This is a genomic window from Sphingomonas quercus (assembly GCF_018863195.1).
GTDB classification, from domain to species: Bacteria; Pseudomonadota; Alphaproteobacteria; order Sphingomonadales; family Sphingomonadaceae; genus Solisphingomonas; species Solisphingomonas quercus.
Genome location: NZ_JAHKRT010000008.1, coordinates 46663 through 58366, shown reverse-complemented (window position 1 = coordinate 58366; position 11704 = coordinate 46663). Strand labels below are relative to the sequence as shown.

Sequence of the window (11704 nt, the reverse complement as noted above, 5' to 3'; positions counted from 1 at the left end):
CCTTAGATACGGCCGAACTCGGCGAGAAGGTCCTCGACGGTCTTGCCCTTGGCAACCCACTCGCGGGTCTTCTGCTCGCGCTCGGCCTGCTCGGCGGCAAGGGTCAGGAACTCGTCGGCGCGCTCCAGCGGCACGACGACCACGGCCATTGTGTCGGCGACGATGAAGTCGCCCGGGCGCACGATGATGCCGCCGCAGGCGATCGGCACGTTGATCGACAGCTCTTCCTTGCGGCCGGAGAACATCGTGTGGGTGCCGCGCGCGGTGATCGCGCGCGTCCAGATCGGGAAGTTGATGTCCTCCAGCTCGTCAATGTCGCGCCCGGCGCCGTCGATGACCATGCCGCGGATGCCGCGATTCTTGGCGAGCCCGCCCATCAGGCCGCCGCACACCGAGGTCTCGACCTCGCCGCAGGCGTCGACGACGATGACGTCGCCCGGCTGCCCCATCTCCAGGGCCTTCAGCGGATCGACGAGGTCGCCGCCGGACAGCTGCACGGTGATCGCCTGACCGCAGACCTTCGCCTTGAACGGCGGCTTGATCGCCGAGGTCATGACGTTCTGACGGTACATCACGTCCGCGAAGATGCAGGAAACCGAATAGCTCGGCAGGAGCGAATCAAACCGGGCCAGCAGATCGGGGCGGCGTTCGAACTCGTTAAACGTCTTGAGCAAGGGAAACTCCAGATGATGACAGCCTAGCAGAAAATAAGCGGCACCGCGGCGCAAGGCGGAATCGCCGGCATGAGCGAGTGCATCCGGAAATGCCCGTCCATTCGCTCCTCCCTTCGATCCGCGCCCGCCGTTGCGACAGGCCCCCAGGCCCACCCACACGGCTTCTGCACCGACTCAGCCTTGACGGCATTATTTGCAAACGATTGTTGTAGGGCCGGCACCGCATTGTCAAGGCGCGCCCCCGCCCGAGGGAAAAATGCCGCATCCCTCTAGCCATTTCGACAAGTGACTATTAGGCTTTGCCCTATACAAACGATTTCATACCCAATTGAACGGATAGACTAGATGGCTTCCCCCTTCCTTGTCCTCGACTGGGGCACGACGAACCTGCGCGCATGGGTCGTCGGCGAGGACGGCCGCGTCGGCGGACGCGAAGAATTTCCCATGGGCATCGGGCGCCTGGCCGCCGGCGAGGCGGCGCGGCTGTTCGAGGAGAAGGTGCGCCCGCGGATGGGGGCGGAGGCGCTGCCGGCGCTGGCCTGCGGCATGATCGGATCGAACCTCGGCTGGGGCACGCCCGTTCCCTATCTCGATTGCCCGGCGGGCATGACACAGTTGCATGACAGCCTGTGCACCGTCAGCGATGGCGGCGCGCCGGTGCGCATCGTCCCCGGGCTTCATTGCGAGCGTCCGGACGGCGGCCCCGACGTGATGCGCGGAGAGGAAACCCATATCTTCGGATGGGCGGCAGGCGACCCTGCACGCCTGCAGGGCGAGCATCTCATCTGCCTGCCCGGCACCCATGCAAAATGGGTGCGGCTTGTCGATGGCCGCGTCGAGCAGTTCGTGACCTACATGACCGGCGAATTGTTCGACGTGCTGCGCAGGCACAGCGTGCTGCGCGGCACCGACACCCCCGACAATGACGACGCCTTCGACGAGGGCTGTGAAGCCGCCGGAGACGGCGGCGCGCTCGCCTCCCGCCTGTTCACGGCGCGGTCGCGGGTGGCGGCCGGGCAGATGCCGGCCGATCGCGCCAGCTCCTATCTCTCCGGACTGCTGATCGGCGCCGAGATCGCCAGCGCGCCGACCCTGCTCGGCGTCGCGCCGGAAACCCCGGTGGCGATCGTCGGCGACCCGCGGCTCGGGCAGCGCTATGTTCGATCGATGACGCGGCGTGGCTGGACGGCGACGGCGCATGACGGCGACGAAGCGGTTCTGGCCGGGCTCGTCGCGCTGGCAAATGGAGGTCTCGCCTGATGAACGCCGTGGAATCCGCCTTCGCTGAAATGCCGCTGGTGGCGATCCTGCGCGGGGTCCGCCCCGATGAGGTCGTCGCCATCGCCGAGGCGCTGTACGTGGCCGGCATCCGGCTCGTCGAGGTACCGCTCAACTCTCCCGATCCGCTGCGCAGCATCGCCGCGCTCGAGGCGGTGCGCGGCCGCATGGTGTGGGGCGCCGGCACGGTGCTGCGCCCGGCCGATGTCGACGCCGTCGCCGATGCCGGCGGCGAGATCCTGGTGACGCCGAATACCAACGCCGAGGTGATCCGCCGCGGGGTCGAGCGCGGCATGACGCCGATGCCCGGCTTTGCCACCGCGAGCGAGGCGTTCGTCGCCCTGGAGGCGGGCGCCCGTCACCTCAAGCTGTTCCCGGCCGCCACTTATGGGCCGGATCACCTCAAGGCGCTGAAATCGGTGCTGCCGGCGGACGCCGTGCTGATCCCGGTCGGCGGCGTCGGGCCGGCCAGCATGGCGAGCTGGTGGGCCGCGGGCGCGCGCGGCTTCGGCCTGGGCTCAGACCTGTACAAGCCGGGGATGACCGCCGCCGATGTCGGCCGTCGCGCCGTCGAGGCGGTGCAGGCGGTCCACGCGCTTCGGGAGGGATAAACGATGTCGCGTCGCCCGATCGCGCGCATGCTGCTCCTCGCCACGGCGACGGGCTGGGGCGCCTCGGCCCTCGCCGCGAGCGTGACGGTGGCGCCCTATGGCACGACCAGGGACGGCCACGCCGTCCGCGCCTTCACGCTGACCAACGACAAGGGCGCCAGCGCCACCATCCTCGATTATGGCGGCGCCATCGCCGCGATCCGCGTGCCCGACCGCAACGGCCAGCTCGGCAATGTCGTGATGAGCTACGCCGACATCGCGGGCTGGGAAGCGATGGGTCATGTCAATTCGATCATCGGCCGCTACGCCAACCGCATCCGCAAGGGCTTCACGCTCGACGGCATCTATTATCCCCTGCAGCAGCAGGGCGCGGCCGGCATCACCCTCCACGGCGGTCCGCCGGCCTATTCGACGCGTGTCTGGACGGCCGAGCCGATCCGCAAGCAGGACGGCGCGGCGGTGACGCTGACGCTGGACAGCCCGGACGGCGATCAGGGCTTTCCGGGACGGGTGAAGATCCGCGCCACCTATCGCTTCACCAACGACAACGCGCTGCGGCTCGACTTCACGGCAACCACGGACAAGCCGACGCTGCTCAACCTCACCAACCACGTCTATTTCAACCTGAGCGGCAACAGCAACGTGCCGGTCTACGCCCACCGGCTGATGCTGAATGCCGACCGGGTGGCGGTGAAGGACGCGCAAGGCATGCCGAGCGGCGTGCTGCAACCGGTGGCAGGCACCGGGCTCGACCTGAGCAGCCCGCGGCCGCTCAGCGCGCTGCCCGAGGCGGCCAATGACCCGATCTTCACCACGCCGCGTCCGGACGCGCCGCAGCCGGCGCCCGGGCAGATGCGCAATCTCGATCACTCGTTCGTGTTCAAGCCCGGCTCCAACCAGCTGGACCTCATCGCCGCGCGCCTGGAGGATGACGCCAGCGGCCGCGTGATGGAGCTGCGTACGACCGAAACGTCAATCCAGGCCTATATCCCGGCGAGCAGCCGGCCGGGGCTGCTGAGCGACGTCGGCAAGCCGTTCACGCCGGGCCCGGCGATCGCGCTGGAGACCCAGCATCTTCCCGACAGTCCCAACCAGCCGTCCTTCCCCTCGACGGTGCTGCGCCCGGAACAGACCTATCACTCCACGACAATCTACAAGTTCGGCCTGCTTCCGAAATAGGCCGGCGCGCTCGCGTCACCTCTCCCCTCCCCATGCCAGGCATTGGCGAAGGGTTCGGGGTGAGCGAGGCCGCCCGCAACTGGTCAGCTTCAAACGAAAAGGGCGGACGACCGCTTGATCGCCCGCCCCTTCCGCCTTGCGACCGGCGTCAGGCCATGTTGTCGGTGATCGTCCTGGCGTAGGACATCACCGCGCGGTCCGTGTCGGCGGGCGCCGGGTTGTTGTAGAGCTCGATCGAATAGACGCCCTTGAAGCCGGTCGATTCCGCATCCTTGACCAGCCGGGCGACGTCGAACGACGTATGCTCATAGGTCTGCGGATCGAACACCAGCCCCTTGGCGGAGACGATGTGCGTCACCGCCATCGCCGACTTCATCGCGGCATAGCGGTCGCCCGGCGGGGACCATGCGCCCCAGTCCGGCTCGGCCTTGAGGAAGGGGTGGTTCACCGCCTTCACCAGCGCGATCAGGTTGGGGATCGTGGAGGTGGCGCCGCCATGGTTCTCGAGCAGCACGATGATGCCGAGCTCGCGGCCATGATCGGCCATCTTGCGCAGCACTTCGACGGCGGCATCCTGATTGACCTCGCCGCGGCCGCGATTGACGTTGAAGCGCATCGAGCTGCACCCAAGCACCCTGGCCTTGTCCAGCCAGACCTTGCCTTCGGCCACCGCCTGCGCGCGGTCATCGGGATCGGCGGCATCGATGCGGGCCATGTCCTCGACCTCGACGCTGACCACCTGCACGCCGGCCGCATCGGCCGCGGCACGGATGGCGCGGCATTCCTCGAAGGTATGGCCGGCGGGGCCAAATTGCTGGTCCCACAGCTCGACCTTGGTGATGCCGAACTTCTCCTTCACATAGGCCGGGAAGGTGCGGTGCGACAGCTTCGGCGTCGCGGTGGGGACGTTGAAGCGGCCTTCGTAATTGGCGCGATAGGTGGAGCTGCTCACGGACAAACGGGCCAGCTTGCGGGCCGGGATGGTGGCCTGCGCCATTGCCGGCACGGCCTTGAGCGAGGCAAGCGCCACCGCGCCGCTCGCCGCCAGAAAACTACGCCTGTCCATCGCCATCTCCCTCGATCACATCGCCATTAACAAAAATTGCTCCGGAGCGAACGAGTTCGCTCCGGAGCCGGCAACCGCAATTCAGTCAAGTCCGATCGATGATCAGAACTTATAGCGGAAGCCCATCGTGAAGTAGCGACCGATGATATCGTCGCCATTGGTGGTGGCCAGGAACAGGCCAGGCACCGAGCTCGAACCGCCAGTGGCGCCGTGGACGGCCGGGGCGGTGTTGAACAGGTTCTGGATGTTCAGATAAAGCTGGCTGGTGCCACCGAGCATCTTGATGTCATAGGCGATCGTCATGTCGGTGTAGCCACGCGAGGCGACGCGGCCCTCCGCCCAGACGTCGTTCGGGTTGGAGCTGCGACGCGTGCTGTTGTGCCAACGCTCCAGCAGGTCGAAGCGGAACGGCCCCTGCACATACTGCGCCTGCAGCACCGCGCGGATGCTCGGCAGACCGGCAGCGCCCGCCGCGTCGAGGACCACCGTGCCCGGCAGGGTCTGCGACCGCTGCTTGGCGGTGTAGGTCATCAGGCCGCGGAGGTTGACCCGACCGGAGCCGACATCGAAGCCATAGTTGACCTCGGTATCCACGCCTTCGCTCAGGAACTTGGCGATGTTGAGCGGATTGGCGAGGATCAGCGTCGGATAGTTGGCCGGGCTGCGATCCGAGAAAGGCAGCGGACGGACATAGAGGGAGCAAAGCGGCGACGTGCCGTTGCTGTCCTCACAGATCCGCATCACCGTCGAGTCGTTGCCCGAAACGTTGGCGATCGCGTTGCCGATCTTGATCCGGTAGTAATCGACCGAGATCGAGAAGCTGGGCAGCCAGCTCGGACGATAGACGACACCGCCGGTCAGCGTGTTGGCAACTTCCGGCACCAGGTTCGGGTTCGAGTTGGTCTGCACCGGCGCAACGGCGTTGATGCCGGTGTGCAGATCGGTGATGCCCGACGGGTTGACCGAGGCGGCGCCGAACAGCTGCGTCACGCTCGGCGCGAGGATGTCGCGCGACCGGGTGGCGCGCAGGCGCAGGTCGTCATTGACGTGCCAGTCGGCACCGATCTTCCACGTCCACACCGTGCCGGACGTCTCGTAATCGGTGTAGCGCGCCGCCGCGTTGATGTTGAACGACTGGACGAACGGCACGTCCTTCAGCAGCGGAATGTCGGTTTCGACCGCGACTTCCTTCACCGACACGCTCGCCTTGGGCAGGCGGGCGACGACGTTGGACACCCAGCGCGCCTGGGTCGATTTGCCGTCGGAGCCGATGCTGCAGTTCATCGGCGTCTTGGCGTTGGCGGCCGGCGACAGCGGCAGGGTGGAGCAGTCGACGCGATCGGTCGGCTGGAAGTTGGAGTTGGTCTTGACCGTCGCTTCACGCATTTCGCCGCTGAGCGCGAACTTCACCGGGCCGGCCCAGGTGCTGAACGGCGAGCCGGAGATGCTGGCGTTGACTTCCTTCAGCGTGGTGATCGTGGTGAAGTCGGTCTTCAGCAGGATATAGTCGATCGCCTGCTGGCTCTCCGAAGTCGGGCCGAAGATGTTGATCGGCACGCAGCCCGGATAGGCGCTCGGATTGGTAAGCGTGACGTGGCAAACGATATTGCCCGTCGCCGGATCGACCACCGCGTCGAGGGCCGCCGCCGCCTTGGCGCCATCCATGTTGGCGTTGTTGAAGGTGTGCTGCTTCTGGCGGCTGGTCATGCCCTGGACGTCCCAGGACCAGTCGCTGCCGAACATGCTGACCTTGCCGTCGAAACCGCCGCTGATGATGTACGTCTTCAGGAAGGTTTCCGGCTGGAGCGGCGGAGCCTGCTCCATCATCTTGCCGATCGTGAAGGTCTTCACGCCGGCCGCTGCCATCGCCGCCTGATATTCCGGACGCAGGAACGCGTTGGTCGCGCTCACCGTGTAGTTGCGGAATTCGTTGGTCTGGTGGTTGTTCTTGTTGTTGGTATCGACGTAGGAGCCCTGCGCCCAGACATTGATGTCGTCGGTCAGCTCATAGTCGGCGCGGCCGAAATACTGGGTGTTCTTCAGCTTCGTCTTCAGCGAGGCCGTGTTGAAGAACGCACCGTCGCCGCCGCTCTGGATCGTGCTCGCGCCGGTCGCCGTGCCGTTGATGAACGGGGTCAGCACGCCATTGGTGGAAAAATTCTGGTTGGCGAGCGGACCGCTCACGATCTTGCCGCCGAACGAGGTGTTGCTGATGCGAGTGTTCTTGACCTCGCGATAGGGGTTGGCGGTCGTGCCGGCACCCTGCGTCGACCAGACATCGCGGCCCCACGGGCGGGACAGCTTGGAGAAGATGCCCGGATCGTCATAATGCTCGACCGAGCCTTCGATGTGCAGGCGGCCGATGGTGGTGCCGCCGGCGATGCCCAGGCGGTAGGTGACATCGTCACCATAGGTGGACACGCCGATCGAGCCATTGGCCTTCAGGCCATCGAAATGCTTGTCGATGATGAAGTTGACGACGCCGGCGACGGCGTCCGAACCGTACACGGCAGACGCACCGCCGGTGACGATGTCGACGCGCTGCATCAGCATCTGGGGCAGCTGGTCGACATTGTTGTCGGGCACGCGCTGGCCGTTGAACAGCACCAGCGTACGCGCCGCGCCGATCGAGCGCAGGTTGAGGTTGTTGGCGCCGGAATTGCCGCTCGAGTTGCCCGGGTTGCGGGTCTGGGCCGGCAGGCCGGCGAACACCGGCAGCTTGTACAGCGCGTCGGCGACGGTGGTCGGCGTGTTCTGCAGTAGGTTGGCCGTGGAAACGGTGGTCAGCGGCGTCGGCGAGGTATTGCCGGTGACGACGCGCGAGCCGGTGACGATCACTTCGTCAGATGGCGCACCGCCGGGCATCGCGCTCGACACGGCGGGCGGCTCGCCAGCGGCCGTGCCGGGCGTCGTCGCTTCCTGCGCAAAGGCCGCACTGGCCATCGAGATTGAGCTGGCGCCAAGGAGCATGGCGACGAAAGTCGTAGTTCTACGCATATCCCTCCCCTATTTCTTTTCAAGGACCACTCTTGTGGTGGCTCAGAACCACCGCCAGGTGGCGAAATCCAATAAATGTGAAGACTAAGAATACAGGCGCGCCCACAGAATACTCCGGAGCAGGCATGTCATGCCAACCCGGTAGATTATATGAGCGTCTTCGCAGTCATGCCCGGAAGAACATTACTGCTTACACGAGTCCAATACCACAGCGCATGCAAACGTTGTCAATATGGAATTCGAGGCGGTCAGGGCCCTCTCCGTAAAAATCCCGCAATGCGGAATGGCCTCAAGCGTTCCTGCGTCTTGGGACGTTAGCCTCGTCCTCTCAAACTCAGGCAGATATCTACCGCGCCAAATGCAAACGATGTCAATAGCGAACCGGGCGGGGACTGGCTCCTCCCCCCTAAAAAGCCACTATGAAATGCGTAGCTGTGGATTTCTTACATCACCCGTGGGCCGCCGCGGGCCGCGGGAAGGCGCTCGTTCCGGCGTTCGGGGTGGGCCTTCACACCCGCCCTGAATCGCCATCCGTCATCGATGCAAGCGCTGTGCGCTGCAAAAAGCCGCCGCCCCGGCCCGGCTGCTAGCCGAGCCGGCGGTCGCGCCGCGCGAGGATGCGGCCGACCACGCCGGAGACGACATAGCCGATCGCCATCCAGATCATCGCGAAGGTGATGACGACGATCGCCTTCAACACCGGCGGCCGGCGCTGCTGCCAGCTGATCCCCTCGTCCACGGTCACCGCCATGACGCGATGCCACATCTCGGACAGGCGATTGCGGGTGACGGTGAGCGCGCGCTTCATCATGCCCGCGCTCATAAACCCGTCCGCCGGAATCCCCAAGCCGCTTCCTATTCGGCGGCGGCCTGGGACTGGACCGGCTCCTTCCATACCAGCACCGGCTTGCGTGCCGCGGCCGTCTCGTCCAGCCGGCGGCGCGGCGCGTGGACGGGGGCGGTCTTCAGGCTGGCATCGCCGGCCTTGGCCCGCTCCGCGACCGATCGCAGCGCGCCGATGAACTGGTCCAGCGCGCCCTTGCTTTCCGTCTCGGTCGGCTCGATCAGCATGGCGCCGTGGACGACCAGCGGGAAATACATGGTCATCGGGTGGAAGCCCTCGTCGATCAGGCCCTTGGCGATGTCGATCGTGGAGAGCCCGCCCGCCAGCCCTTCGTCCGAGAACAGCGCCTCGTGCATGCAAGGGCCCGAGGCCCCGAACGGCGCCACCAGCACATCGTCGAGCGAGCGCAGGATGTAATTGGCCGCCAGCACAGCATCGCCCGACACCTGACGGAGCCCGTCAGCGCCGTGGCTCAGCATATAGGCGGCGGCGCGCGTGAACATGCCCATCTGGCCGTGGAAGGCGACCATGCGGCCAAAGGCGCCGCCATGATGCTCCGCTGCCGTTTCCTCCTCGACCAGCACGAAATGCTCGCCCTGCTTCTCGACGAACGGCAGCGGCGCATAGGGCGCCAGCGCTTCCGAGAACACCACCGGCCCCGCGCCCGGCCCGCCGCCGCCATGCGGCGTGGAGAAGGTCTTGTGCAGGTTGATGTGCATCGCATCGACGCCGAGGTCGCCCGGGCGGACTCGCCCGACAATGGCGTTGAAGTTGGCGCCGTCGCAATAGAGGAAGGCGCCGGCGGCATGCACCGCCTCGGCGATTGCGATCATGTCGCGCTCGAACAGGCCGCAGGTATTGGGGTTGGTGATCATCACCGCCGCCACATCCGTGCCGAGCCGGGCCTGGAGGGCGGCGAGATCGACGCGCCCTTCATCGGTGGCGGGGATATTCTCCACCGCATAGCCGCAGAATGCCGCGGTGGCGGGATTGGTGCCGTGCGCGCTCTCGGGCACCAGCACCACCTGCCGCGCATCGCCCCGCGCCTCCAGCGCGGCGCGAATGGCGAGGAGGCCGCACAGCTCGCCATGCGCGCCGGCCTTGGGGCTCATCGCGATGCCGGGCATGCCGGTCAGCGTCTTCAGCCACTCGCCGACGAGATGGATCAGGGCCAGCGCGCCCTGCACGGTGTCGATCGGCGCCAGCGGATGGATGTCGGCAAAGCCCGGCAGCCGGGCGATCCGCTCGTTGAGACGCGGATTATGCTTCATCGTGCAGGAGCCGAGCGGGAACAGCCCCAGGTCGATCGCATAATTCTGCCGGCTGAGGCGGGTATAATGGCGCACCGCCTCCGGCTCGGTGAGGCCGGGAAGGCCGATCGAGCGGTTGCGCTCCAGCCCGCCGAGTCGGCTCTCGCCGCGGGGCCGCTCGCCGAGATCGACGCCGGTACGGCCGATATCGCCGATCTCGAAGAGCAGCGGCTCTTCGAGCATCAGCGCCTTGTTGCCGGTATAGGTCGGCACGTCGGCCGGATCATTGCCCTGCGCCGGAGATTCGGGGCGCCAGCCGCTCTGGTTGATGGTCATTTCAGCGCCTCCTCGAGCGCGACGGCAAGGGTGCTGATGTCCTCCTCCGTCACCATTTCCGTCACTGCCACGACCAGCCCGTTGGCCAGCGCGTCTGCCCCCGGATAGAGCCGGCCGAGCGACACGCCGCCCAGCACGCCGTCCGCCGCCATCGTGCGCACCACCGGCCGCGCTTCCCTGGGCAGACGCAGCGTGAACTCGTTGAAGAAGCTGTCATTGACCAGCTCGACCCCCGGCACCTTGGCCAGCCGCTCCGCCGCCGCGACGGCGCGTGCGTGGTTGAGCAGCGCAAGGTCGCGCAGGCCCTTTTCGCCGAGCAAGGTCATGTGGATGGTGAAAGCCAGCGCACACAGGCCGGAATTGGTGCAGATGTTGCTCGTCGCCTTCTCGCGGCGGATATGCTGCTCGCGGGTAGACAGCGTGAGTACGAAGCCGCGCTTGCCGGCGGCGTCGGTCGTCTCGCCAGCCAGACGGCCCGGCATCTGGCGGACATATTTCTCGCGAGTCGCGAAAAGCCCGACATACGGCCCGCCGAAATTGAGGCCGACACCGAGCGACTGCCCCTCGCCGACCACGATATCCGCGCCCATCTCGCCGGGGCTCCTGAGCGCCCCCAGCGCCACCGGCTCGGTGACGACGGCGATGAGCAGCGCGCCCTGTGCATGGGCACGCTCGGCCAGCTCCGACATGTCGGCGATGCGGCCGAGGATGTCGGGATATTGGACGACGACGCAGGAGGTCTCTCCGTCGATCGCGGCCAGCAGCGCCGCGCCGTCCCCCTCGGGCGACAGCTCAGGCCTGCCGGTCACCAGCATATCGCCGGTGAAGCGCGCCATCGTCTCCGCGACGCTCACATAATGGGGATGGAGACCGTTCGAGAGCAACGCCTTGGTCCGCCGCGTGATGCGCCGGGCCATGCCGATCGCCTCCCAGCAGGCGGTCGAGCCATCGTACATCGAGGCATTGGCAACATCGCAGCCATAGAGCCGAGCGACCTGGGTCTGGAACTCGAACAGCGCCTGCAGCGTGCCCTGCGCGATCTCCGGCTGATAGGGCGTGTAGCTGGTCAGGAACTCGCCGCGCTGGATCAGGTGATCCACCGACGCCGGCACATGATGCTTGTACGCGCCGCAGCCGAGGAAGAAGGGCGCCTCCCCCGCCGCCAGATTGGTGCGGGCGAGGGCGGACAGCTGCCGCTCCACCGCCATCTCGGAGGCGTGATCGGGCAGGCCGTCGATCGGACCCGCAAGGCGCGCCGCATCCGGCACGTCGACGAACAGCGAATCGACCGACGGAGCCCCGATCGTGCGCAGCATCTCGGCGCGATCGGCATCGGACAGGGGAAGGTAACGCATCAGCGGGTACACTCTCTAGAGAGGAAGCGCATGGAGAAGGGAGCGATCAGGCGCCCGGAGCCCCCTTCGTCGCCCTGAGCTTGTGTCAGCACGACGACGAAGGTGGCTCATCGC

At 66.5% G+C, this 11704-nt stretch carries 9 protein-coding genes; 3 read left to right on the top strand and 6 right to left on the bottom strand.

From position 1 onward, the window contains the following. Nucleotides 1-2: 2 nt before the first annotated feature. Nucleotides 3-674, bottom strand: a complete 672-nt coding sequence (locus KOF26_RS14425) for an RraA family protein (protein WP_216326446.1) — start codon at nucleotides 672-674, stop codon at nucleotides 3-5. Between the two features lie 345 nt (nucleotides 675-1019). Between KOF26_RS14425 and KOF26_RS14420 the strand changes: the two genes are divergently transcribed. Genes KOF26_RS14420 through KOF26_RS14410 form a run of 3 tightly spaced genes read left to right on the top strand, consistent with a single transcriptional unit; the run spans nucleotide 1020 to nucleotide 3742 of the window. After that, the gene (locus KOF26_RS14420; RefSeq protein WP_216326443.1) at nucleotides 1020-1934 is read left to right on the top strand and encodes a 2-dehydro-3-deoxygalactonokinase; all 915 of its coding nucleotides are present in this window, start codon (nucleotides 1020-1022) and stop codon (nucleotides 1932-1934) included. After that, complete coding sequence (locus KOF26_RS14415) at nucleotides 1934-2563, top strand: 2-dehydro-3-deoxy-6-phosphogalactonate aldolase (RefSeq protein WP_216326438.1); 630 nt, start codon at nucleotides 1934-1936, stop codon at nucleotides 2561-2563. The genes KOF26_RS14420 and KOF26_RS14415 overlap by 1 nt, the downstream gene beginning before the upstream one ends. Before the next feature lie 3 nt (nucleotides 2564-2566). Then, on the top strand, nucleotides 2567-3742 hold the full coding sequence (locus KOF26_RS14410; protein ID WP_216326435.1) for an aldose epimerase family protein: 1176 nt from the start codon (nucleotides 2567-2569) through the stop codon (nucleotides 3740-3742). 148 nt (nucleotides 3743-3890) lie between these two features. Here KOF26_RS14410 and KOF26_RS14405 read toward each other — a convergent pair whose 3' ends face one another. The 5 genes from KOF26_RS14405 to gcvPA form a co-directional block, all read right to left on the bottom strand. Further along, nucleotides 3891-4808: a sugar phosphate isomerase/epimerase family protein gene (locus tag KOF26_RS14405; RefSeq protein WP_216326432.1), complete on the bottom strand. Its 918-nt coding sequence runs from the start codon at nucleotides 4806-4808 to the stop codon at nucleotides 3891-3893. Nucleotides 4809-4910: 102 nt separating this feature from the next. Next, nucleotides 4911-7805, bottom strand: a complete 2895-nt coding sequence (locus KOF26_RS14400) for a TonB-dependent receptor domain-containing protein (RefSeq protein ID WP_216326430.1) — start codon at nucleotides 7803-7805, stop codon at nucleotides 4911-4913. Between the two features lie 586 nt (nucleotides 7806-8391). After that, nucleotides 8392-8616: a hypothetical protein gene (locus KOF26_RS14395; protein WP_216326427.1), complete on the bottom strand. Its 225-nt coding sequence runs from the start codon at nucleotides 8614-8616 to the stop codon at nucleotides 8392-8394. A gap of 44 nt (nucleotides 8617-8660) precedes the next feature. Then, nucleotides 8661-10235, bottom strand: a complete 1575-nt coding sequence (gene gcvPB / locus KOF26_RS14390; protein WP_216326425.1) for an aminomethyl-transferring glycine dehydrogenase subunit GcvPB — start codon at nucleotides 10233-10235, stop codon at nucleotides 8661-8663. Next, complete coding sequence (gcvPA, locus tag KOF26_RS14385) at nucleotides 10232-11590, bottom strand: aminomethyl-transferring glycine dehydrogenase subunit GcvPA (RefSeq protein WP_216326423.1); 1359 nt, start codon at nucleotides 11588-11590, stop codon at nucleotides 10232-10234. The genes gcvPB and gcvPA overlap by 4 nt, the downstream gene beginning before the upstream one ends. Nucleotides 11591-11704 lie beyond the last annotated feature (114 nt).